Raw genomic sequence first — 24,713 nt, 5'->3', positions numbered from 1 at the left:
GTTTTATTGAGGTTTTACTTTTGATTAATTCCTATCCCTACACCAATGGCAAAGGTGTTTTGCTTAGCCACATTATAATCGCCGTGCAGTTTTAATGGGCCAAGGTTAAGGCTAAGTCCCAGGGTCATCCTTATGGTATTATCTGCGTCCATCTCAAACTTAACTTTATCGCCTTTTTGTGGGGCTTCATTTGAATTGCTGGAACCTTCGAAGGTATATTCCACGTCAATTTTACCACTTTCGTAGGCCAACCCGCCATAAAAGGTAACTAGGGGAACTGCAAAACTTGCTTGTACATTGATAACATTGGAGCTGGCATCTATATATTCTCCAATGTTAAAGTTCTGACGGTAATACCCAACTGCCATACTCAACGGTAACTTTGGAATATACTGGTCGATACTATGGCGCAAACCCCAACCCAACAATTCAACATCACCAAAATCCTCAACGTTAGTAGAAATCAACCTAAGCGTAAAATCTGTTCCGTATAAGGAGCCAATGGTTAATTGGGGCATGGCAAGAGGAAAATAACTAACATCCAGTCCTGCAGGTAGATACTGGCTAAGTCCATTCTCGCTATTTTAGACCAAAACGCCCTCGGTGGGTCCAAAAACCGTAGGGGCATTGGGTACATCCCTAGGGCCTCCGAAGGCAGGGTCATCAATATGGGCGGTAAATGTTTTGGCACGGCCCGGAATGACAGCTACTTGACCTACAACTCCCAAATAAAGCTGAAAGCCCATCTTTTTTATCTTGGCATTATGAAACAATCCGCTGTTTAAATCAGCAGAAAAGGCATCGGCAAATGGTTGCAGGTACATTTCGCCGTTTTGGGAAGTATACTTGGATAGATAATCTTCCAAATCTTGTGCTATCAGCCACAACGGACACAGCATCAAAATAAAAACAATTGCACATTTTCTCATACCGCATTTATTTACATGTTTTTGCATGTAAGAAGTCAATACCGAAACAAGAGCAAATCAATACCTACTTTGATAAATGGAGAAATTTACAAGATGAATGTGCCTGTAATTGTGATTTAAGGAATCGAACTTATTTTCAGGAAAGTTATGTAACGAAAAAAGCCCTGCTAAAATAGCAAGGCTTGGATAGTGCGTAATTACATTGAAATATCAACTCTATATTTTCTATATCGTTATGCCAATTTAACGTTTACCGCATTTAATCCTTTTTTACCTTCTTTAAGCTCGAAGGTTACTTCGTCGTCTTCCTTGATATCATCAATAAGACCGGTTACGTGAACGAAATACTCGTTGTTAGATTCGTTGTCTTTAATAAATCCAAAACCTTTGGACTCATTGAAAAATTTTACTGTTCCTTCTTTCATAATAAATTGTAAATAATAAACCAATATTACAAATGTATCATTTAAAGTTGGATATCGACAAATAAAAATTAAAAAAACAGGCTATTCTACATTAAATTTATGCAAACTTCAAACTAGCTATATATCAGACTGATAAATATTACATTATTTTCTGTCTTATTTTTCCGAAAAAAAAGAATCCTGTGAAGTTTAGCGCTACCCCGGACAAGCTACAAACCAAACCAGTTTTGCACTACTTTCCTATATTGTATAAATAATGATTTGGTCATTGCTCCTTTCAATAAAACTTTTTGGCAAGCTTAAGATTGCGGAATAGATCTTGTTTTAATTAAAACAGGTCTGTGCATTATTATTGGAAACCTTTGCCAAATAAAGGTTTTAGCCCATAAAGCTGCATACAAAATAGTAATAAGGCCGGTAAAAATGTTACAATTATGTAGGATGAAATGAAAAGGAGGTAATATGTCGATTCAAAATGCAAAAAAATTTATTGAACGGGTTAAGGATGATACTCACTTTAGAAAAGAGATGTACAAGGTAAAAGGCCTGGACGGTCTTAACCAGTTTTTAACAGAAAAAGAACTGACTTTTTCCGAAGCCGACTTTGAGGAGGCATACAGCATGATGATGTTTAAATGCCAATTGGCAGAAGAACATGACGAACTGGAAAATACAGTCAACCTGATTAAGTTGGTTGTAGTATGATATTTTTTAACGCGAGATTAATTTACAATTAATAGATTATTCATTTAAAATTCAATGCCATGAGTTTAAATTACAGACCATTGGGATATGTGATGGAAATTTTAGAGTCAGTCGGACTGCCCGTATCCTATAGTTACGACGATCTTGTTTTTGTGGAGAACAATTCAGTTTTAGTTAAATTTAACGATGAGGACGAAAAAATGCTATACTTATATTTTAACAAGGATTTAGATTTAGATGCCGCTTACGAAATAGAAAAAACATTGATGGAAGCCGGGCTGGATAAAGGATATTCGTTTGTTAATTCGGGAAAATATTCGGTACGTCAAAAAGAGGAAGCCAAGGAAGAGTTGGAATTAGTTTTTTTGAATTAGGGAATTAGAGATTAGCGATTGGCTTTTAGCTTGCAGCTAAGGGCTAATTGCTAAAACCTCTTATCCGCCAGGCCAATTCCATTAATTTTCCGGTACAAATCGAGCGCGTAAACATCGGTCATGCCGCTAATGTAATCCAGTACCGATTGCAGTTTTTGATAGGGGCTTGCTTCTAATCCAACAGAATACTGATTAGGTATAAACGGTAATAGCATCTTCGAATATTTATCTTGGGGGTTTAGCACGGCCTTGGAAAATTCGTGCAACAATGATCCTAATATTTTAAAACCTGACAGTTCTATTTCAACCACTGATTGATGCCTGTAAATATCATTAAAGGATATCTCGGAGCAATTCTCTGCGGCTTGTTTTGTTTTGCCCTCCAAATGATCGATCAAACTACCAGAAAAATTCCCCGACATGATGCGATCATAATTAGCCTTGAATATCTGCGTACAACAACCTACCAGTTTGCCGATAACCGAAGCCCGGATAAAAGAAATCTGTTCGTTGGTATCGGTCACCTCTGTGCTTACCTCTTCAATTCTATCTCTTGTAGCTTTATCCTCATCTTCTGCCAAAAAAGCCAATAATATTTCCTTGGTTTTTACGGTGTCTAAAATCCGAAGCTTATGGGAATCTTCCACATCCATTACTTGGTAACATATATCGTCGGCAGCTTCGACCAGGTAAACCAGAGGGTGACGACAATATACCCCCGGTTCAGTCTCAATTAATCCAAGCTCTTTTACTACCCGCTCAAACATTTCCTTCTCTGACTGGAAAAAACCATACTTCTTTTTAGATTCAAGGCCTGAGGCATAGGGGTATTTTAAAATAGAAGCCACCGATGAATATGTTAGTCCAAATCCACCTTTTCTTCTTCCTTTAAATTGATGGGTAAGAAGACGAAATGCATTGGCGTTTCCTTCGAATTCAATCAGGTCATTCCACTCGGCATCACTAATTTCATATCCATCCTTCAGTTTTCGCCCGTCTCCTTTTACAAAGTATTGCGAAAGTGCAGACTCTCCCGAATGACCAAAAGGCGGATTACCCATATCATGCGCTAAGCAAGCAGTAGCCACAACACTTCCAATTTCGTTTATTAGGGTGTTTTTGAGCCCTTTATTCTCCAACAAAAACGCTGCGATATTATGTCCCAACGAACGTCCAACACTGGCTACCTCCAAACTGTGCGTTAATCGGTTGTGCACAAAGACGCTTCCTGGTAAGGGAAAAACCTGGGTTTTATCCTGCAGTCTCCTAAAGGGTGATGAAAAAACCAAACGGTCATAATCGCGTTGGAATTGAGTTCGTTGGTGCTGTACGGTATACACGCGTTCTTCCTGTCCGGTGCGCTTTGTCGATAATAATTGATCCCAGTTCATATTAATAAATTACTGTGCGGTAATCCTTCATTTTTTTGTCGAGCATTTTTGCCTGTCCATTGGTTACCTTATCCATTAATGCCCAAAAGCCCTTTCCATGGTTTTTTTCAACGGTGTGACATAGTTCGTGCAATAAAACACTGTCGATTAAATGGTCCGGCAAGCGCATTAAATGAAGGTTAAGGTTGATGTTGTTTACATGAGAGCAACTTCCCCAACGTGTTTTTAAATTCTTGATAAATACCCTGTTGTACGAAAACCCATGCTGTTGGGCCAATTGATGCAGGCGCTTGGGTAAATAGTTTTTGGCCGATAATCGCAAAGCTTCTTCTATTGCATATCGGATATTGTCCTGAACATTAGCTGATTTAACATCCATATGGCCGGGATATTCCACCGATAAGATACCATCTCTTAACTGCATTCTCATCTGCGAAAGCGGGGATTTTTTGATACGCAATGCGAATGATCGGGTTCTGAAATCTGTTTTTTCATCAAATATGGTCAGATCGTTTTCTCTTTCCTTCACCTTGGCCATGTTCTGCAAAATCCATTGCTTATTGCTTTCGACAAACTTAAGGGCCTCCCGGGGATGCATATCTACAGGTACAACAACCTTGACAGGCTCGAATGGCTTTAGCTTAATAGACAGTCTCTTTGCCCTTTTGCTTGCCTGAAACAACACAGGCCCCACCCCTTTTATGTCTATTAATTCCATACTTGCAAAATAAGCGAAATATGAAAGGAATCCCAATTAAAACAATAAAGTATTACCTGCATTAAAACATGTTCAATAACATACATATCCATATTTGTAGATATTGCAATATGCATATATTTGTATCCTTGAAAAATAAATGTAGACATAAACCCTGCACGCATTATATATTACACTGATAATGAATATAAAAGATAGATAATTATAAAATGAAATACGTAATTGTAGGAGGTGTTGCCGGCGGGGCTACCACGGCAGCCCGATTAAGAAGAGTGGATGAAAAAGCCGAAATAATCATGTTTGAAAAAGGCCCACATATTTCATATGCCAATTGCGGCTTGCCTTACTATATTGGTGGCGTAATCAAAGAACGGGAAAAACTGTTGGTACAAACCCCTGAATCATTTGGTACACGTTTCAACATTGATATCAGGGTGTATTCCTTGGTTACCTCCATTAACCCAGATAAAAAACAAGTCACCATTACATCGGTAAAAACAGGCGATAGTTATACCGAAAGCTATGACAAACTGGTTTTATCACCTGGAGCTTCCCCGGTAAAACCACCTATCCCAGGAATTGACTTACCCAATATTTTTACCTTACGCAATGTTCTGGATACGGACAAAATAAAAGCTTTTGTTGATGATTCAACACCTCGCACTGCAGTTGTGGTAGGAGCAGGCTTTATTGGACTCGAAATGGCAGAAAACCTGCATCATCGTGGTGTAAACGTTTCTGTGGTTGAAGCGTCCCCGCAGGTTATGAACATGATGGACAGTGAAATTGCAGCTCCCTTGCATCACCATTTCAAAGATAAAAAGGTTGGTCTGTTTTTAAAGGATGCCGTTACTGAGTTTAAACAGGTTGGCGATATCATTCAGGTAGCTCTTTCCAGCGGGCGGATTATTCAGGCCGATTTTATTATCCTGTCTATCGGTGTTAAACCAGATACAACTTTGGCCAAAGAGGCCGGATTAAAAATTGGCGAAACAGGTGGAGTATGGGTAGATGAATATTTACAAACATCAGTTAAGGATATCTATGCAGTTGGAGATAGCATTGAATTCCCTCATCCGATTACGGGCAAACCTACCATCGCGTTTTTAGCAGGCCCGGCAAACCGTCAGGGCAGAATCCTGGCCGACAATATGGTTTACGGACACAATAGAAAATACAAGGGTTCAATAGGAACTGCCATTGCCAAGGTTTTTGACATGACAGCCGGAATAACCGGGATGACACATCGAGGACTTAAAGCCCAGGGCATTAAACACGATTGCACCATTGTTCATGCAGGTTCTCATGCCGGTTATTATCCCGGATCTATGCAGATGATGCTTAAAATTAGTTTTGATCCGGAATCGGGTAAACTATACGGCGGTCAAGTAATCGGATACAAAGGCGTGGATAAACGACTTGATTTACTGGCAACCGTTATTAAGAACAACGGAACCATATACGATTTACAGGAAATAGAGCATGCCTACGCTCCCCCTTTTAGTTCGGCTAAAGACCCGGTAAACCAAGCCGGTTACAACGCAGAAAATATAATAAAAGGTTTATTTAAGCCACTTTCGCCTTTTAATTTTCACAAAAGAATTAAAAAGGATGTTTTTGTTTTAGACGTTCGTACTCCCGAAGAATATGCCATTGATGCCATTGAAGACTCGGTAAACATCGAATTAGATAAAATCCGCGAGAATCTGGACCGTATTCCTCATGACAAAAAAATAATGATTTATTGCGGGGTGGGGTTACGCGGATACGTAGCCGCCAGAATTTTAAAGCAAAGTGGGTTTGCGGAAGTCTTCAATCTTTCGGGAGGTTTAAAAGTATATAAACAAGCCATGGCTGAACAATCGAATGCTATCTTTTTTACCCATGACCAAATCCAAGCTGAAGATGTAAAAGCAGAAATGCCGAAGATCGAGGTCAAGTCGATGGCCGTTGATGCCTGTGGCTTGCAATGTCCCGGCCCTGTGCTAAAACTTAAAGAAAGTATTGATTCCATTGAATATGGAGACAGGCTGGAGGTAAAGGCTACTGACCCTGGATTTTACAATGATGTTGCTTCGTGGTGCAAGGTAACCGGACTCCGCTTGGTGAAAAGGGAAAACAATGCAGGGGAAATTACTGCCATCATCGAAAAATTTAAAAAAGATTCCGAAAACAGCACGCTGCCAAAAGCAGGAACCGACCACAAAACCATGGTGGTGTTCAGTGACGACATGGATCGCGCATTGGCTTCCTTTGTTATCGCCAACGGAGCTGCCAGCATGGGCAAGCAAGTAACCATGTTCTTTACTTTTTGGGGACTTAACGTTATAAAAGATATTAATCGACCCAAGGTCAAAAAGGATATGATGGGCAACATGTTTGACAAGATGATGCCCGGGCATGCCGGAAAGCTGAAACTATCGAATATGAACATGGGTGGTATGGGTCGTCGTATGATGAAACTTCGCATGAAGGACAAAAACGTGGATGCACTGGAAACCATGATTCATCAGGCCAAAAAAAGTGGCATTAACATGATTGCCTGTCAAATGAGCATGGACATCATGGGTGTTCAACAAGAAGAGCTGATTGAAGGTGTTAATATTGGTGGAGTCGCCAATTACCTTGAAGAAGCTGAGCAGTCCAATTTAAATCTATTTATCTAGAACATTTTGGTACCTTATCCCCGATATTTTGCCAAAAAATGGCAGAATATTGGTGCTAAGGTACATACGTAAAATTGATAATATATTATTTTTTTACCAATTAACAGGCAACAATAAAGGGTTATCTTATCAGGATTTAAACATCCAAAAAATACCTTACTGTTTTTATAAACAACTCGGTTTGTTCTGCATGAAGCCAATGACCAGCATTAGGAATATCGGCCAATTGTGCCGAGGGGAAATATTTGCGTACCTGCTGCATGTCCTCATCCAGCACGTACGTTGAATTAGCACCCCGAATTAATACGACTGCCTTCTCTTCAGGAAACGCTTTGGCTGCTTCAAATTCGGCAACGCCATCCATTATTTTAACCAGGTTATTGGAGATAGCTTGAATATTCAATTTCCATTTCAATTGTTTATTCGGGTCTCTCCCGATATTTTTTAGCAAAAACGAACGTACCATTTGGTTTGGAATTTTGTCCTTCAAAGCTTTGTCGATCGAACTTCGCGATGTATATTCCGATGGATTAATCGAGAGCAAGGCATCAACAATAGATCTGTGATCATTAGTAATTTTCGCATAGTTGCTGAAACTACCATACGATTTTGGTGCAATGTCCAGAATCACCAGTTTCTCTACCAAATCCGGGTACTGCAAGGCAAAAGCCATAGCGGTTTTTCCACCCATGGAGTGTCCCATAATTATAGTTTTGTCCAGCTTTTGCTGTTGCATAAAACGCTTGATGTCATCCGCCATCAGCGAATAGCTCATATCATCGCAATGGGGCGATTGCCCGTGATTTCGTTGATCGATAATAAATATCCTGAACTTATCCTCCAACAACCTTGCTATGCTCAACCAATTGTCGGAAGACCCGTAAAGTCCGTGAATTATAACCAGGTTTGTATTTCCCTGTCCCAGTTCCCGAAAGAATAGTTCCATAATCGTATCATTAAAAAAACGGTTCTTCACTTGCACTATGCAAACAAACAACCGTTCCTGAATATTTTCTGTTTCAGAAATTCACTACAGCCTACGCAACTGCTGTTTGTATAGCTGTATCGTTTTCTCGAGACCCATATACAGTGCATCACAGATTAATGCATGACCAATTGATACCTCCGCCAAAAAAGGTATTTTCTCAGAGAAGAACTTCAGGTTCTCCAAGCTCAGATCATGACCCGCATTGATTTTCAGCCCTCCTTTTCTGGCCATTTCAGCAGCTGCAACAAAGGGGGCTACTGCTGCTTCCCTGTCTTTAGCGTACATAGCGGCATAAGGCTCTGTGTACAGCTCTACCCTGTCGGCATTGGTTTTGGGGGCATTAGCAATATTAACCAAATCGGTATCAATAAAAATTGAAGTACGAATACCGGCCTCACTAAATTCAGCAATAACCTCCTGCAAAAAAGATTGATTCTTTATAGTGTCCCAACCTGCATTTGAAGTAAGTGCTTCCGGCGGATCGGGCACTAACGTAACCTGATTGGGCTTAACCTTTTTCACCAAGTCGATAAATTTCGCTGAAGGATAGCCTTCAATATTAAATTCCGTTACAATAATAGGCTTAATATCAATCACATCCTGGTACCGAATATGTCTTTCGTCCGGTCTAGGATGAACCGTAACACCTTCTGCACCAAACTCCTGAACATCAATGGTAGTTTTTAGCACGTTGGGTTGATTACCACCTCTCGAGTTTCTTAAAGTGGCTATTTTGTTAATATTTACACTTAATTTTGTCATCTTATTCTATTCTATTTTGTCATCATCCACAGGACGTTAGTCTAAAAGTCATAAATAAACCAATCAATCATTTGATTGTTTCATATTATGCAAGTAAATTTATCCTGAGTACTATAAAAAAAGGAGAAATCAAATGCCTCTCCTTCGTTCCGTTTAAAATGGCTCCAGCTAAAAGGTAGCAGGAAACAATTTAAATAGAACACAAAGTTAAGAGTATTTCTTGAAACTGTTGTATGTTAGCAAAAGATTTGATATCAGATATAGTTCCCGCATTACGAACCTCAGATTCCGGCCTGGATGCCTTGAACTGGATGGAGGTTTTTAGGGTCTCGCACCTGCCCATTGTCAACAACAAGCAGTTGCTTGGCCTGGTGACCGATACGGATATTTTTGACCTGAACAAACCCGAAGAACCGTTGGGAAACCATCAATTGTCGTTAACCGCCCCATACGTAACTTACGATCAACATATTTACTCTGTGATCGAAGTGGCTTCGAGACTGCAATTGACAGTGGTTCCGGTATTGACCAACCAAAAAGAATATTTGGGTTTGATAACGCAAACCGATTTGTTAAAGAATTTTGCCGATTTAATTGCGGTTCATACGCCAGGTGGAATTGTGGAAATAGAAGTGCCCTCGTATGATTATTCAATTTCCGAAATAGCCAGGATCATTGAAGACTCTGATACCAAAGTATTAAGCTTCTACCTGAACCATGACGAAAAAAGCGATACCTTAAAAATTACCATCAAACTTAACAGGGAAGACATAACCCCTGTGCTTAGAGCTTTTGACCGATATGATTATACGGTGACAGCCTCATATTCAGAACATAATACTGTTGATGAAATTATTAAGAAGAACTATGATGCCTTGATAAGGTATCTGAATGTATAAAGATAACCTGTGTAGTTGACATATTTCTTAATATATAAAAAGTTTAAAATTTTACTGTTTTGTTTTTTTTGCCTTTTCGCAAGCCAGCTACATGCAAATAATAATACGGTAGCTATCGATCTTTCCAAGGCTGCAGACACCCTGCTGGTTGCAAAAATATATTTGGCGGGCAATAAAAAAACCAAAGCTAGAGTAATCTTGAACGAACTGCTATTCAAAAAAAACTCTCGGTTACCTACCTCCAAATTATACGATTTGGTTGGCGGATCGCGTCAGAACCTTCACAATACCTCTCTGTTTAATTTCGTGTACATCGACTATTGGCTGATCTCCAATAACGAGATCGCCTTTGAAGTAAAAGTGGACGAACGCTGGTATTTATGGGCTCTACCCATTTTTGAACACGCCGGCCGAAATTTCAGTTCCTTTTTGGAAAACGGAGACTGGTCGAGGATAAATTACGGCCTTTACCTTAAGCGGCTTAACTTCAGGGGCATGAATGAGACCTTTAAAATGAAATTGAGGCTGGGTTATTTGAACGAGGTTGTTCTATATTATAAGTCCGCCGATTATAACAATCGTATTAGTTGGGGCTCGGCACTGGGATATCACGTTAACAACCAAGTATCCTATGATATTATAAACAATGAGCCCGTATATATTAAATCGAACCATGCCATTCTGCAACAAAAATGGAAGTCGCGTTTCATGTTAAATTATCGCCATAAATTCTATCATCGCCATAGGTTAACTCTGGGCCATGATGCCTTTCACATTAAAGACACGCTGGCAGCCCTCAACCCCGACTATTTACCTCACGGAAATACATCCTTAACCTATTTGAACCTGGCTTACACCTATAATCTTGATAAACGCGACAATAAATCTTACCCGATAAAAGGCAGTATGGTTGAAGGAACCATAATGCAGAATGGTCTGGGTATTATCTCCAACAGCTACTCCAATCTTACTTTTATCCTTAAATTCCAACATTACGGAATGATATCCAATCGACTATACTACGGTTGGAATATGGGAGGCATAATGAACACATCCGATAACAAGCCTTTAATTGTTAATTCCGAGTTGGGATACAACGAGTTTTTAAACGGTTATGAATACAACGTTATCGACGGCACCAGTTTTGCCTATAGCAAACAGAAAATATCATTTGAACTGATCCCGACAAAAACAGCTTACCTCAATTTTATCGATCTTAATCAGTTTTCGAAATTCCATTACGCTCTGTATCTAAAAGCTTTTGCCGACGGAGGGTATGCCCATAAAGGTAATCCCGGCATTACCAATACATTAAGCAACTCTTTTTTATACAGTTATGGTATTGGATTAGACTTAGTTACCTACTACGACAAAGTTGTCTCACTTAATTATTCAATCAATAAATTTGGTGTAAGTGGTTTCTATATCCACCTGAATTTAGCGATGTAATATATTTTTTGGAAAAATTAATGGTATTTTTGTATTAAATATGCCTAAATGATTGAGTCAACCAAAGGAATAGTTTTAAACTACACACGATATGCCGAGTCGAGTATCATCTCCCACATTTATACCCAAAGATTCGGTCTACAGTCCTATATGATCAATCAGGTTAGGAGCCGAAAAAACAAGGGAAAAAATGTTTTCCTACAACCGCTTACGCTGTTAGACCTTGAAGTGTACCATAACGATAAAAAAACGATGCATCGAATCAAGGATTTTAAGGTGAACACCCCATTTACGCAAATACCGTTTGAACCTGTGAGGCGAAGCCTGGCTTTTTTTATTGCCGAAGTGCTCAACAAAGCGCTAAAACAAGAGGACAAAAGAGAAGAAAGTTTATTTGATTTTTTGCATCAGTCTATATCCATCCTCGACAGTCATTTGCTTGGGGTCCAAAATTTTCATCTTTTTTTATTGTTCCGATTAACGCGCCCATTGGGTTTTTACCCACATTTCCAGAATATTGAGGGCTGCAAATATTTTGATTTGAAAAAAGGCTTGTTTCAGCAATCCGAACCTGCACACCCGCATTATATGAACCACTCCGAAACTGCTATTCTACTCCTACTGGAAAAAACCGGAATTGATGAGCTTGAGCGCATTCGAATTAGTCAGGATGAGAGAATAAATTTTATCGAGAAAATGTTGGAGTATTACCAGCTGCACCTTGCCGGTTTTTCCAACATAAAGTCACTTGAAGTATTAAAGGAATTATTCCGATAGTAGAAAAAAACATGCCTTTGGCGTAATATTAATGTAAATCCATCCCTTAAGGATTATTTATAGAAAAAACTTTTGTAAATTGCTTTGCCTTTGACTAAAAATTAGTGCGTAAAAACTATTTTAAGCCATGGTAAAACCCATAACAATAAAGCGTTAACTTTTGTATTTTCGAAAGATTGACGATTAAAACAAATAACCAAACTACGTACTAGAACTATAATTAATATGATTACACACAATACAGATAACCTGACATCGCCAAAGGCTATTATTGAATATGCCCGGGAAACGTCGTTGCTAAATTTAGCAGAAAGCCATTCGTATGTGAAATGCAACTCAAAGTTGGAGCAAATATTGCTTAACAAAGTTCTTCCTAATGCAAACTATCCTTCGCCCAGGTTTGGTTTGATGGACTTAAGAGCGTCCATTTCAGCCAAGACCTCCAAGTTATACGATCACAGATACGATCCGGAAACGGAGGTTACCATTACCTCCGGGGTTAAACAAAGTATTTTTGCTGCCATTATGGCCTTTCTGAAAGAAGGAGATGAGGTACTGGTGTTTGAACCCACCCACAGAAGCTACGAGCAAGCCATTGAAACGACAGGTGCACGTCCTGTAACCGTTACCTTACGTCCGCCCGATTTTCATGTGGAATGGGAAGAGGTACAAAAATTAATTTCCACCACCACCCGCATGATTATTATTAATTCACCTCACTTCCCTACTGGTTCAACCATGTCTGAATTGGACATGATACGTCTTCAGAAAATCCTGAACGGCACCAACATTGTGGTTATAGCTGACGAATCGTTCGAGCATATCGTGTTTGACGGTGAAATGCACCAGAGTATCGCACTTTACCCGTTGTTAAGGGAACGTAGCATTATTGTATCCTCGTTCAACGAAACACTGAATATTCCCAATTGGCATATTGGATATTGCATGGCTTCGGCCAAACTAACCAATGAATTACGTAAAATAATTGACATTGTTGGGGAAGGCATTAATTTGCCTTACCAAATGGCAATCGCAGAATATATTAATCAGCAAAGTAGTTTCAATCAACTTGCAGCATTTTACCAAAAGAAAAGGGATTTATTTCTGTCTATCATAGAAGACTCCAAGATCAAAGCCATCCCTAGCAAGGGAACCTATTTTCAATTGATAAGTTTTGAAACGCCTATTGACAAAAGCGATGTGGACATGGCCTACAAATTGATTCGGGAGCAGGATATTGCTACAGTTCCCATCAGTTTCTATTATCGCGAGAAAAGCAAAAAGAAATTCCTGCAAATTAATTTATCATTAAGCGACGAACAGATTATTGATGCAGCAAACAGATTAAAAAGCATTTAACCCAACGAGGCTAATATTTGAACGCAAATAATCAACAACACCATTGCTACTGGATAAACCGTGGCATATGCTATGGATGGCGCATTGGTTTCTGTCATGGGATCCACGGCCGCCAACCCGGGCGTACTTGTCATTGATCCGGTTAATGCCCCCAACATTGAAAGAACATTAACCTTAAATGCCCATTGCGCAACCGCAGCCCCCAGTATCATGGGGATAAGTGTAAGTCCGCCCCCAACTAAAAACAAAGTGAAGCCATATTGATTAAACGTTTCGACAATATGAGCACCCGCTTTTGTTCCGACGCCAGCTAAAAAAAACATCAGTCCAAGCGTCCGCAGCAGTTGGTTAGCGCCCCCCGACATGGACCAAATGATCGGCCCTGTTTTTCCAATCCGGCTTAAAATCATAGCTACAGTTAGCACACCCCCTGTTAACCCTAACGAAAAAGTAAAGGAATGGCCGAAATTGAGCGAAAATTTACCCAGGAAGAATCCCAACACTATACCTGCGGCAATGGGAAAAAAGTTAGTATCTGATAGCTTTTTACTGTTACCTCCAAAAATTTTGGTTACCAATTGCATATGCGCCTTGCTGCACGATATTTTAATTTTATCGCCCATTTGTAAGCGTAGGTTTGGGGTTGGTGTTATATCAATACCTGAACGTCGTACCCTGGTGATCGTAACATGGTAAGTAGCCGTCCACTGATATATTTCCTTAATGGTTTTGTTAACCACGTTGGCATTAGATACAAGTATCGACTGTATTTCGTAGCCTTGTTTCAAAGGAATTTCCTCTTTTGTTTCGCTTCCAATCAAAAGTTCCACTTTTTTTAGAGCCTCCTCGGTACCAACCACCTTGATAATATCTCCCTGGTGCAGTATAGTTTGGGAAGAAGGAACGTGTGGTTCCCCATTTGTTTTAACACGGGAGATCACACCTTGCGTCATCGTCCTAACCCTTAGCTCACCGATCGATTTACCGGCAACGTTATCGTTTTCTACCTTAAAATGTCTATAAAATATTTCGGGAAAGCTTTCTTCGGATGATTTCTCGTAATCTTCCTCTGCCTTTTGAAGATTAACCCTTGTAAATTTAGGGTACAGACGAACAAACAAAATTACACCAATCACCCCAAAAGGATAGGCGATACCATAACCAATGGAAACACCTGTGGAGCCCGTACTTTCGATGGCCGCAGCCAAACCTGGCGTACTTGTAAGCGCACCGGTTAAAAGACCAATGGCCACTGCCACTTCAATATCAAATAAAACTATAGCTAAATAAGTAAGTGCCGAAGCGGAAATAATTACAACGGCAGCCATTGCCACTAAGGTTCTGCCTTGTTTTTTAAAGGAATCGAAGAAACCCGGCCCAGCCTGAATACCTATAGTATACACAAAAAGTATTAACCCTATTTTTTCGATAATGGGCGGCATGACCAAGCCATAATGTCCGAACACAAGAGCTACAAAAATAATTGCTGAAATATCGAGTGATATTCCCTTAAATTTGGCATTTCCAATAATATAGCCCAAACAAATAATAACGAATAGGGCAAAATACCCTTGCTGCAAAAACTCCCACATAATTAAATCAGATTAGGCCGCCAAAGATAACTATTTATCAGGTATTCATTATAGAGCATACCTTTTTGTAATGTTTATTAACATTAGTTAAAAATTGAACATTGTAACATCTGAAAATATGTGCATAAGTTACATATTTTCATATCTCACTATATATCTGCACCTTAAATATTAGCTTAAAACACCAGGGAATAAATTTTTAACCATTAGGCGATCCGTCGGCATAGGTGGAGTGCTAATTATTGTTAACAAATATGGTGTGCAATAACACTTAAAAGCGATTTCTCTTACATTTGCCGTCCGTTAAATAAAGCCCCTATAAAAAAAATAAAAATGAGATTGATTAATTTAATTGCACTTAGCCTGGTTTTAGTTTCAAGCAACAATTTAGTTGCCCAACATCATGAGGGTGAAAATATTCACGTCGGTAAAAGCGGCCCCGAAAATGTTCACGGGAAACATAAAGTTGCCTTTTATGCCGGTTTTACCCATGTTGAAGCAGCATTTTACGAACACGAAACTCACCAGGAAAGCACCGGGAAATGGATCCCGACTATCGGAGCGGAATATTATTATACCTTATCCAAAAAATTTGACCTCGGTGTATTAGCCGATATTGAGCTGGATGAATATTACATACATACCGACCAACATAATGAATTGTTACGAAATAATATTCTGGTAACAGCAGCTGTTGCACGTTACAAGCCATTGCACAGGTTGGGGATTTTTGCTGGTCCAGGCATTGAAACCGAATTTATTGAAGGTGAAGATTCAGAAATGTTTATGGTGTTAAAAGCAGGTATCGATTTTGAAGTTGAGATTGCACAAGGATGGGAATTAACCCCTATTTTCTCTTATGACTTTAAAGAACATTACTCTTCCTATTCTTTCGGTGTTTCAATCGGAAAAAGATTCTAACCATATTAACAAAAGTTGTCCTAAATGCTAATAAAACCGGCAATAACCAGGGCAACTTTTAAACTTTTATATCTAATCCTATTTTTCATTGCATACCATTAGACCTAAAGCAAAGCAGTGCCTTAAATTGCTGGATGCCAATTAACAATTTTCTATCTCAACTTTCATAGCCAGGCTGCCTTGTAAAGCTACCTTGTAAAACCATGTTCCGCATTTTTTTACGACAACACAGAATTAAAAAATATTGGTTATTCGACTTTAGGCCTAAATTTTTTCTGTAAGCCAAACATAAACTTCCTCAATATCTGATCCTTACAAACCCTATACTGATTCTGTCCGGGTTTACGAAAAAAAGCGCTTAACTCATGCTTGCTTATTCTAAAATCCGACAAGGAAAGAATTTCAATCATATCAGCATCCTTTAACTGAAGGGCAATCTTAAGCTTTCGCAGGATTAAGTTATTGTTCAACCTTTTTTCGTTTACCGGTATTTCACCATCTTTTTTTCCTCTTTTTAAAATGATAAAACCATTTAAGAACGCCGAAAAAAATTCATCCACAATTGTTGTAAACGATTCGTCTTCTTCCTTCTTTAACCAATCGCTTACCTGAGCGCGGCTAACGGTAACGTTCGCCAAGGCAAACAACTTTATCATATTATCGTCGTCAATATCAAAAGTATATCTTAAACTTCTTAAAACGTCATTATTATTCATCCTGCCAACTTTATATTTAGCGCGCCAAGATAATAATAGATCAATAGATTTTAGAAAAAAGACCCGATAATTATCACATATACTTACAATATATGGCGCTCAAAATCTCACGAATTGCTTCAGTTTTTCAGCGAATCAGTAGGCGGAAAAACATAATATCCCAGTCCGCACAACTCAAATTACTCGCTATAAACAAAGATTGCCAAAACAAAAGAGAAAACCTTACTTTGCATTGGTTCTTTTTTTTATCTTTACGCCCAATTTTTATGATGAAAAAGAAAGATAGCCAACATACACAACGACAGCTTAGAAACTCATATTTTACCACTGTAATTAGTATTGCACTGGTATTATTTTTATTGGGGTCGGTGGGATATCTGATGTTGAACGCACAACGTCTCTCGACATATGTGAAGGAAAACATTGGTTTTAACATTGTATTAAAGGATAACGTCAGGGAAGTAGAGGTTCGAAGACTTCAGAAATATCTGGATGCCTCCTCCTATGTAAAATCCACCGAGTATATCGACAAGGAAAGAGCAGCCAAAGAGCTCCAGGATCAATTGGGCGAAGACTTTGTGGAATTTCTGGGATACAACCCACTCCTTTCTTCGATAGAGGTTAAATTATTTGCAGAGTACGCCAATCCTGACAGTATTAAAAATGTTGAGGAAATTTTCAGTTCGTTTTCACAAGTCAAAGAGGTTTTTTACCAAAAAAACCTGATCCAGAAAGTAAATGAAAATGTAAACAAAATAAGCTTGATATTACTAACGTTCAGTATATTGCTATTACTAATAGCAATAGCACTTATCAATAATACCATCCGTTTGTCGGTTTACGCCAAAAGGTTTCTGATTAACACCATGCAGCTGGTTGGCGCAACCAAAGGGTTTATCAGACAACCGTTTGTGAGCATCAGTGTTTTTCATGGCTTTATAGGCGCGGTTATCGCCAATGGCATGTTGGCCGGAGTCATTTATCTGTTGCACCAGGAATTAGGCGGTTTTATCGGATTCGATAATATTGAATTAATCGGGATACTATTTATTTTGGTTATCATTGTGGGAATCCTTCTTTCGTTGGTTTCAACCTATTTTGCGGTAAATAAATATTTGCGATTAAAAACTGACCAATTATATTTTTAACTTACAACTATGTCAAGCAACAAACAGGAAAAAAAATTTGAGTTTGCCCTATCTAGGGAAAACTATGTTTTAATGGCTATTGGTTTCGCCATTGTTATATTAGGTTTTGTTTTAATGATTGGAGGTAGAAGCGAGGACCCAAATGTTTTCAACGAAGAAATATATGGCTTTCAAAGGATTACTTTAGCCCCCATGTTGGTGCTGGCAGGTTTTGCTTTTGAAATTTATGCCATCATGAAAAAACCTAAGAAAAACGAATAGCCATTTCTCTTACCTATTTACCAAGAATACAAAATGAACTGGATAGAAGCATTAATCCTTGGCATAGTGCAGGGATTAACCGAATTTTTACCTGTTAGCAGCAGTGGTCATCTGGAAATTGGCAAACACCTGTTGGGTGTTGAAGCCACCGACAACCTAACTTTTACAGTGGTGGTTCATGGAGCTACCGTATTAAGTACGATTTTTGTTTTCAGAAAAGATATAGCCCAATTAATAGCGGGCTTGTTTGCGTTTAAATGGAATGAGGAAACCCAATATCTTTTTAAAATCGCGGCGAGTATGATTCCAATCGCGATTGTAGGTGTTTTTTTCAAAGACCAGGTAGAAGCACTTTTCGGTACCGACAATATAATGCTTTTGGTGGGATGTATGTTGCTCATAACAGCTACATTGCTGGCCTTTACGTTTTATGCTAGAGCAAAGGACAAGGACGTTTCGTTTAAAGATGCGTTCATCATAGGAATTGCACAAACAATTGCCGTACTACCTGGCATTTCCAGATCAGGCTCAACCATTGCTACAGGTCTGTTACTGGGAAACAAAAGAGAAGCCGTTGCCCGGTTTTCATTCTTAATGGTACTGATTCCAATTCTGGGCGAAAACGTGTTGAGCCTTTTAAAAAACGACTACTCAAGTTCAACTTCGATTGGAATCCTTCCTGTAGTGGTGGGTTTTACAGGAGCGTTTGTGTCGGGTTTGTTGGCATGTAATGCCATGATTCAACTGGTAAAAAGAGGAAAACTGATTTATTTTGCATTGTACTGTGCCGTGGTAGGTGTAATTGCCATAGCCTTTTCATTGTAAAACACAACATAACAAAAAATAGCAATTGTCAGTGGACATTACCCCAGGCATTTGTTGCGTATAAAAAATGTTGAAAATGGAAGTGGAAAATATAAAACCCGGAGGGTACGATTTTAAAGAAGGGGAGGTTTTATTGTTTGATAAACCGTACGAATGGACATCCTTTGATTTGGTCAACAAAATACGGAAGCTGATCAGAAATGCATTAGGCGTTAAAAAAATAAAAGTTGGCCATGCCGGAACATTGGACCCATTGGCAACCGGACTTTTGATTGTTTGCACAGGAAAAGCCACCAAAACCATCGACAGCTATCAAGCCAAAGAAAAAGAATACATTGCTACACTTAAATTAGGCGCAACAACACCTTCCTTCGACTTGGAAACCGAAATTGATGCCGAATATCCCACGGAACACATCAACCGCGAACTTGTTGAAGAAACCTTACATGCATTCATAGGCGAACTGGACCAAATACCCCCGGCTTTTTCTGCCGTGAAAGTGAAAGGGAAAAGAGCTTATGAATTCGCCCGCAAAGGAAAAGACCCGGGGTTAAAACCGAAGAAACTAATTATTACCGAAATAGAAATTCTTGAATTTGATCAGAACCAATTGATATTAAGAATTGTTTGTAGTAAAGGAACATACATACGTGGTTTGGCACGTGATATTGGACAGGCGCTTAAAAGCGGAGCCCACTTAACAGCCCTAAAAAGAACCCGTATCGGTCTGTTTATCAACGAAAATAGCATGAATATCGAAACCTTTGAAAAAAAATTAAAATAATTTGTAACCTTTGGCAAATCTCTGCGTATAAGGTTGCTCCTATGCGCATATTTACCTTAAATAACACAATCTCAATTACATCAATAGGTTTAAATAGCATTTTTACCCAATAAGTTACTACGTATCAAACGACAACGCGTTTGTACCGTATAAAATAGAAAAGAACCGTTGTTGACTAAAATATAAAGCAAACACAAATGAAGTTATCGAAGTTTAAGTACAATCTTCCTGAAGAACTAATAGCCTTACACCCAGCCCACAATCGCGACGAAGCCCGCATGCTTGTCCTGGACAAAAAAACCGGAGAAATAGAACATAAGGTTTTTAAAGACCTGGTTACATATTTCGAAGACCAGGACGTAATGATCTTTAATAACACCAAGGTTTTTCCAGCACGGCTGCACGGAAACAAAGAAAAAACAGGAGCAGAAATTGAAGTGTTTTTACTTCGCGAATTGAACCGTGATCAGAAACTTTGGGATGTATTGGTTGATCCGGCACGAAAAATTAGGATAGGCAACAAGCTTTACTTTGGCGAAAGCGACGAAATGGTAGCCGAAGTTATTGACAACACTACCTCACGTGGGCGTACGTTGCGTTTCTTGTACGACGGCCCTTACGATGAATTTAAAAAAGCGCTTTTTGGTTTGGGCGAAACACCACTTCCTAAAATTATCAACCGCAAGGTAGAACCTGAAGACAAAGAACGTTACCAAACCATCTACGCTAAGCACGAAGGTGCGGTTGCCGCACCTACTGCGGGCATGCACTTTAGCAGGGAGCTGATGAAGCGCCTGGAAATCTTAGGCGTTAACTTTGCGGAAATAACTTTACATGTTGGATTAGGAAACTTCCGTTCGGTAGATGTTGAGGATCTAACGAAGCACAAAATGGATTCGGAGCAAATATTTATCACCGAAGAAGCCTGTAACATTATTAACAAAGGGAAGGATGACCGCCAAAAAATTTGTGCTGTAGGAACAACGGTTATGAGAACCATCGAAAGTTCAGTCTCTACTTTTGGCCACGTTAAACCTTTTGAAGGATGGACAAACAAGTTTATTTTTCCGCCATATGAATTTAATGTTGCTAACTGCATGGTCTCAAATTTCCATCTTCCATTATCCACTTTAATGATGATGACCGCAGCATTCAGCGGTTACGACAATTTGATGAACGCCTACGAAGTAGCTGTTAAAGAGAAGTATCGCTTTGGTTCATACGGAGATGCCATGTTGATATTATAACCTTGTTAATAAAATATCCAAAGCCGCATTACATTGATAATGCGGCTTTTTTATTTCACTATTCCTTCTTTGTACGTCCTTATAGCCCTTTCCCTGGCCATGGCATGGTCCAACATGGGTTTAGGGTAATCCCCCGTCCCAAACTCCGGAATCCATTGCTTGATATAAATAAAATCAGGATCAAATTTTTCCTGTTGACTAGTGGGATTAAAAACCCTAAAATAAGGTGCCGCATCACATCCTGTTCCTGCTGCCCATTGCCAATTGCCTATGTTCGACGCCATTTCATAATCCAACAGCCTGGACGAAAAATAAGCTTCGCCCCAGCGCCAGTCAATCAATAAATGCTTGCACAAAAACGAAGCTACCACCATACGTGTACGGTTGTGCATATAACCGCTTTCATTTAATTCCCGCATTCCCGCATCTACCATAGGAAAACCAGTCTTCCCATTGCACCAAAGCTCAAATTCCATTTCATTGTTTCTCCAGGAAATAAAATCATATTGTTTTTTAAAATTGCGAGTTGCCGAATGAGGGAAATGATATAATGCCTGCATAAAAAACTCCCGCCAGATCAATTCCGAGAGAAACACCTCGCTTTTTCCCATCGCCACCTCCACCGCCTTTCGTATACACGTAGTACCATAGCGCAGGTGGGGCCCCAGGTTTGACCCTGAGTTTTTAAACGGGTAGTCGCGGTTTTTACCATAGTCTTCCAACCCTTCGAGGGTAAAATCCTTCACCGTTAACCTCCCCCTGTCAAATCCCAGCGAACGTAGGGACGGAAAAGGTAAAACCCCATCTAGAAAAACAGGCCTCCATTCGCTCCTTCGAATCGGCTCCATATCCTGATACCGCCTTAGCCACTGCCTTTTATACGGTGTGTAAACAGAATATGGACTTTGGTCTTTCTTGACCACTTCGTCCTTGGCAAAAATTACACGGTCTTTTAAGAGCTGAAATCCCACACGATGGGCTACACACAAATCTGCAATCATACCATCACGTTTTATTCCGTCCGGCTCATAATCTTCAGCTGCATAAATGGCATTTACGTTATATTTTTGAAAGATAGTTTTCCAAATCTCTACTACATTCCCTCTTGCTACCCAAAGCGAGCTACCGTGCCCTTTCAGTTCTTGATATATAATATTCAGCCGATCGTGAATAAATGAAATTCTGCTATCATCCGAATCCAGCTTGCAAACTGCCGACTCATCAAAAATATACACGACAAGAATGGGCTGTTTTTCCCTGGCAGCTCCTTGTATGACCGCATTATCGGCTAACCTCAATTCATTTCTGAGCCAAACGATGTTTATTCTGGTAGTTGTACTTTTCAATTTGTTAAATATTATATTATTCTATTTTTTTTTACGTTATTGTTTAAACCATAAACCTAACAGTTCCTAATATTTGAAACACAATTGGTACCATTCTGTTTAAATATTGATAACTTTATACAAACACAATATCAAGAAAAGCTGACTTGGAGGATTACTTATGATTAGATTTTTAATTCCAGTTAATTTTGCGCCGTACACCTTAAAGGCAATTGAGTATTGTACCGCAATAGCAGAACATGTGGGTGGTGAAATTACTTTACTTTATTGTTATACCAACTTTTTGAGTGAAAGCGACGGAGAAAGCGACAGCGAAACCGACAGTGGAAACGAAAAATCTGAAACCACAATACTTTCGCACCAAGATGCTTATACCGAACTTGAAAAATTAAAGGCACACGTTCTTAGCAATACCAGGAGAAGCAATAACCTCCAAATCAAGCTGCGGGTTTTAGATGGATATCCGGAGGATGCGATTCAATTGTTTTGTAAGGAATATTACCCCGATTTAATTGTAATGGGAACAAAAAGCAAGGGCGAAACTATCAAGGAACTCCTGGGCAGTGTAACACTGGATATCATTAAAGGTGTGTCCTTTCCGGTTATGGCAGTCCCTATCAATTACAGCTTTAATCTTGACAAAATCAACAACATACTATTTGTAACCGATTTTGCGAAGTGCGAATACACCTCACTCCACAAATTAGTCCGACTAGTGGGTACTTTTAAAACCAAAATACATAATGTTCAATATTGTCCTGCTGGAAAAGAAAAAGTAGACGCAGAACAATTGAAAGAATACAGTGAATATTGTAAATCTACCTACAGGAACCAAAGCATGATTTGCGATTATATTTGCGGACACGATATGGTTGCAGCATCCATGGAATACATTGAAAACAACAATATTGATTTAATGGCTATTACGCGTAAAAAGCGTAACTTTATTGCTAAAATGATGCACCCCAGCCAAACCAGGAAAATTCTCTTTAGCGCAGAAATCCCTACCTTATTCTTTCACAAATAAACATAAATAATACTTAAGCGGAATAAATGCTTTAATACCATTTTTCTTTTCCCCTGGCAAGGAATACGCACAAAGCTTGTTCCGTCGCAGTGAAAGCCCAAGCTAATGCGAAGAAGTTTAAGAAGGTGAATAAAAATAGCGTATAATCAGCCCGGAGAATGAGCAATACCCAACCTACTTATAAAAAAGTAAAGCTTTTTTATAACATCTGTGCAACATTAGTTCCTAAAAAGGGATTTTTAAATTAAATTTACCCGTCATTTTATGATGACTTTTATCATGGTAGTCCCGTGGTTTACCAAATAGATGTTTTGCTACAAGCAGCGAAAATCTCTTAATATCAAATTTTACGCAATGAAAGTAGGAATATTATCAGCAGGCGGGGACTGTCCCGGAATAAATGCAGCCATAAGAGGAGTAGGAAAAACAGCCATTGTTCAGTATGGTATGGAAGTAATTGGAATCTCAAACGGTTTTAGTGGGCTTATCGATATGGATTACGAACTGTTAACCGAAGATAAATTATCCGGTATACTCACATTGGGAGGAACCATCCTTGGAACTTCACGAATGAAACCCTTTAAACCGCAAGAAGGGGACACCGTGGAAGACAAACCTCAGGTAATCAAGGAAAATTACCATAAAATGGGATTGGATGCGCTGGTTTGTATTGGAGGTAACGGAACGCAGCGCACGGCCAACTTACTATCCAAGGAAGGACTCAACATTGTTGGACTGCCAAAAACGATTGATAACGACGTTTGGGGTACCGATGTCACATTTGGTTTTGATTCTGCGGTCAACATTGCCACCGATGCGATTGACCGACTTCATACCACTGCCAACTCTCACAAACGCGTTATGGTGATTGAAGTAATGGGCCACAACGCAGGCTGGATAGCATTGCATTCGGGTGTTGCCGGAGGCGGCGACATCGTGCTGCTTCCTGAAATAGAGTACGATATGGATGTGATTACCAATGCACTCCTTAGACGTTCCGAAAGAGGCAAACCTTATTCCATTGTGGTGGTTGGCGAAGGCATTAAGGTTCCGAAAAAAAAGAGCGCCGCCCGATTTATCGGAAAACAAATCCAGGAACGGACAGGTCTTGAAACACGCGAAACTATTTTAGGCTACACACAAAGAGGTGGCACTCCTTCTCCAGCCGACAGGGTTCTGGCAACCCGCTATGGTTCTTACGCAGCCAAAATGATCAAAGACAAAAATTTCGGCTCGATGGTTTGTGTTAAAAACAATCAAATCAACTCTGTTGCATTGGAAGAAGTAGGGGGGAAAACTAAATTAATTGAACCGAACAACCGGTTAGTCATGAAAGCTCGAAACATGGGCGTGTGCTTTGGCGATAAATTATAGTTAAACTTAAGTTAAAAAACTAACAGTTAA

At 39.3% G+C, this 24,713-nt stretch carries 23 protein-coding genes and 1 pseudogene; 15 read left to right on the top strand and 9 right to left on the bottom strand.

Going from position 1 to position 24,713, the window contains the following annotated elements; translation table 11 throughout:
- Positions 1-14: 14 nt before the first annotated feature.
- Both ACRD64_RS06915 and ACRD64_RS06910 read right to left on the bottom strand, forming a co-directional pair.
- Positions 15-929 (bottom strand): annotated as a pseudogene (locus tag ACRD64_RS06915) (DUF6588 family protein).
- Positions 930-1,162: 233 nt separating this feature from the next.
- A complete protein-coding gene (locus ACRD64_RS06910) occupies positions 1,163-1,354 on the bottom strand; it encodes a cold-shock protein (RefSeq protein ID WP_430932543.1) in 192 nt (63 codons plus the stop codon).
- 462 nt (positions 1,355-1,816) lie between these two features.
- Between ACRD64_RS06910 and ACRD64_RS06905 the strand changes: the two genes are divergently transcribed.
- Positions 1,817-2,059, top strand: coding sequence for a Nif11-like leader peptide family natural product precursor (locus ACRD64_RS06905; RefSeq protein ID WP_430932542.1), 243 nt, complete (start codon positions 1,817-1,819; stop codon positions 2,057-2,059).
- Positions 2,060-2,118: 59 nt separating this feature from the next.
- On the top strand, positions 2,119-2,433 hold the full coding sequence (locus tag ACRD64_RS06900) for a hypothetical protein (RefSeq protein ID WP_430932541.1): 315 nt from the start codon (positions 2,119-2,121) through the stop codon (positions 2,431-2,433).
- Between the two features lie 50 nt (positions 2,434-2,483).
- Here ACRD64_RS06900 and ACRD64_RS06895 read toward each other — a convergent pair whose 3' ends face one another.
- Together ACRD64_RS06895 and ACRD64_RS06890 are read right to left on the bottom strand one after the other, a co-directional pair.
- Positions 2,484-3,824 (bottom strand): deoxyguanosinetriphosphate triphosphohydrolase, encoded by a 1,341-nt coding sequence (locus tag ACRD64_RS06895; protein ID WP_430932540.1) that lies wholly within the window; start codon positions 3,822-3,824, stop codon positions 2,484-2,486.
- Position 3,825: 1 nt separating this feature from the next.
- Complete coding sequence (locus ACRD64_RS06890) at positions 3,826-4,542, bottom strand: M48 family metallopeptidase (protein WP_430932538.1); 717 nt, start codon at positions 4,540-4,542, stop codon at positions 3,826-3,828.
- Between the two features lie 209 nt (positions 4,543-4,751).
- Here ACRD64_RS06890 and ACRD64_RS06885 point away from each other — a divergent pair, with 209 nt between their 5' ends.
- On the top strand, positions 4,752-7,208 hold the full coding sequence (locus tag ACRD64_RS06885; protein ID WP_430932536.1) for an FAD-dependent oxidoreductase: 2,457 nt from the start codon (positions 4,752-4,754) through the stop codon (positions 7,206-7,208).
- A 136-nt stretch (positions 7,209-7,344) separates the two neighbouring features.
- On the opposite strand, the gene ACRD64_RS06880 is transcribed toward ACRD64_RS06885, so the two are convergent.
- Positions 7,345-8,154, bottom strand: a complete 810-nt coding sequence (locus ACRD64_RS06880) for an alpha/beta fold hydrolase (RefSeq protein ID WP_430932534.1) — start codon at positions 8,152-8,154, stop codon at positions 7,345-7,347.
- An 84-nt stretch (positions 8,155-8,238) separates the two neighbouring features.
- Complete coding sequence (locus tag ACRD64_RS06875; RefSeq protein ID WP_430932532.1) at positions 8,239-8,958, bottom strand: pyridoxine 5'-phosphate synthase; 720 nt, start codon at positions 8,956-8,958, stop codon at positions 8,239-8,241.
- Positions 8,959-9,191: 233 nt separating this feature from the next.
- Between ACRD64_RS06875 and ACRD64_RS06870 the strand changes: the two genes are divergently transcribed.
- The 4 genes from ACRD64_RS06870 to ACRD64_RS06855 all read left to right on the top strand — a co-directional run bounded on the left by ACRD64_RS06870 (position 9,192) and on the right by ACRD64_RS06855 (position 13,442).
- Complete coding sequence (locus ACRD64_RS06870; RefSeq protein WP_430932530.1) at positions 9,192-9,857, top strand: CBS domain-containing protein; 666 nt, start codon at positions 9,192-9,194, stop codon at positions 9,855-9,857.
- A gap of 198 nt (positions 9,858-10,055) precedes the next feature.
- Positions 10,056-11,306: a hypothetical protein gene (locus ACRD64_RS06865; RefSeq protein WP_430932528.1), complete on the top strand. Its 1,251-nt coding sequence runs from the start codon at positions 10,056-10,058 to the stop codon at positions 11,304-11,306.
- A gap of 48 nt (positions 11,307-11,354) precedes the next feature.
- Positions 11,355-12,083: a DNA repair protein RecO gene (gene recO / locus ACRD64_RS06860; RefSeq protein ID WP_430932526.1), complete on the top strand. Its 729-nt coding sequence runs from the start codon at positions 11,355-11,357 to the stop codon at positions 12,081-12,083.
- A 225-nt stretch (positions 12,084-12,308) separates the two neighbouring features.
- The gene (locus ACRD64_RS06855) at positions 12,309-13,442 is read left to right on the top strand and encodes an aminotransferase class I/II-fold pyridoxal phosphate-dependent enzyme (protein ID WP_430932524.1); all 1,134 of its coding nucleotides are present in this window, start codon (positions 12,309-12,311) and stop codon (positions 13,440-13,442) included.
- On the opposite strand, the gene ACRD64_RS06850 is transcribed toward ACRD64_RS06855, so the two are convergent.
- Positions 13,439-15,034: an aspartate:alanine exchanger family transporter gene (locus tag ACRD64_RS06850; protein WP_430932522.1), complete on the bottom strand. Its 1,596-nt coding sequence runs from the start codon at positions 15,032-15,034 to the stop codon at positions 13,439-13,441. The genes ACRD64_RS06855 and ACRD64_RS06850 overlap by 4 nt on opposite strands.
- Positions 15,035-15,367: 333 nt before the next feature.
- Here ACRD64_RS06850 and ACRD64_RS06845 point away from each other — a divergent pair, with 333 nt between their 5' ends.
- Positions 15,368-15,955 carry a hypothetical protein gene (locus tag ACRD64_RS06845; protein WP_430932520.1) on the top strand — a complete coding sequence of 196 codons (588 nt, stop codon included), beginning with the start codon at positions 15,368-15,370 and terminating at the stop codon, positions 15,953-15,955.
- 248 nt (positions 15,956-16,203) lie between these two features.
- On the opposite strand, the gene ACRD64_RS06840 is transcribed toward ACRD64_RS06845, so the two are convergent.
- Positions 16,204-16,671, bottom strand: a complete 468-nt coding sequence (locus ACRD64_RS06840; protein ID WP_430932518.1) for a DUF1456 family protein — start codon at positions 16,669-16,671, stop codon at positions 16,204-16,206.
- A 266-nt stretch (positions 16,672-16,937) separates the two neighbouring features.
- Between ACRD64_RS06840 and ACRD64_RS06835 the strand changes: the two genes are divergently transcribed.
- The 5 genes from ACRD64_RS06835 (at position 16,938) to queA (ending at position 20,936) form a co-directional block, all read left to right on the top strand.
- Entirely contained in the window at positions 16,938-17,819 is an 882-nt protein-coding gene (locus tag ACRD64_RS06835) for a cell division protein FtsX (RefSeq protein ID WP_430932516.1), read from the top strand.
- A 9-nt stretch (positions 17,820-17,828) separates the two neighbouring features.
- Positions 17,829-18,080: a DUF3098 domain-containing protein gene (locus ACRD64_RS06830; RefSeq protein WP_430932514.1), complete on the top strand. Its 252-nt coding sequence runs from the start codon at positions 17,829-17,831 to the stop codon at positions 18,078-18,080.
- A gap of 33 nt (positions 18,081-18,113) precedes the next feature.
- Positions 18,114-18,905, top strand: a complete 792-nt coding sequence (locus ACRD64_RS06825; RefSeq protein WP_430932512.1) for an undecaprenyl-diphosphate phosphatase — start codon at positions 18,114-18,116, stop codon at positions 18,903-18,905.
- Between the two features lie 76 nt (positions 18,906-18,981).
- On the top strand, positions 18,982-19,689 hold the full coding sequence (gene truB / locus ACRD64_RS06820; RefSeq protein WP_430932510.1) for a tRNA pseudouridine(55) synthase TruB: 708 nt from the start codon (positions 18,982-18,984) through the stop codon (positions 19,687-19,689).
- A gap of 197 nt (positions 19,690-19,886) precedes the next feature.
- Entirely contained in the window at positions 19,887-20,936 is a 1,050-nt protein-coding gene (gene queA, locus ACRD64_RS06815; RefSeq protein ID WP_430932508.1) for a tRNA preQ1(34) S-adenosylmethionine ribosyltransferase-isomerase QueA, read from the top strand.
- A gap of 50 nt (positions 20,937-20,986) precedes the next feature.
- On the opposite strand, the gene ACRD64_RS06810 is transcribed toward queA, so the two are convergent.
- Positions 20,987-22,282, bottom strand: coding sequence for a cryptochrome/photolyase family protein (locus tag ACRD64_RS06810; protein WP_430932507.1), 1,296 nt, complete (start codon positions 22,280-22,282; stop codon positions 20,987-20,989).
- Between the two features lie 160 nt (positions 22,283-22,442).
- On the opposite strand from ACRD64_RS06810, the gene ACRD64_RS06805 reads away from it, so the two are divergent.
- The gene (locus ACRD64_RS06805) at positions 22,443-23,309 is read left to right on the top strand and encodes a universal stress protein (RefSeq protein WP_430932506.1); all 867 of its coding nucleotides are present in this window, start codon (positions 22,443-22,445) and stop codon (positions 23,307-23,309) included.
- A gap of 354 nt (positions 23,310-23,663) precedes the next feature.
- Positions 23,664-24,683 (top strand): 6-phosphofructokinase, encoded by a 1,020-nt coding sequence (locus ACRD64_RS06800; RefSeq protein ID WP_430932505.1) that lies wholly within the window; start codon positions 23,664-23,666, stop codon positions 24,681-24,683.
- The last annotated feature ends 30 nt before the right edge of the window (positions 24,684-24,713 follow it).

The sequence above is a fragment of the Saccharicrinis sp. 156 genome (genome assembly GCF_050589685.1).
Classification (GTDB): domain Bacteria; phylum Bacteroidota; class Bacteroidia; order Bacteroidales; family Marinilabiliaceae; genus Saccharicrinis.
The sequence above is the reverse complement of the archived record's forward strand: the minus strand, read 5'-3'. Positions and strand labels throughout refer to the sequence as shown.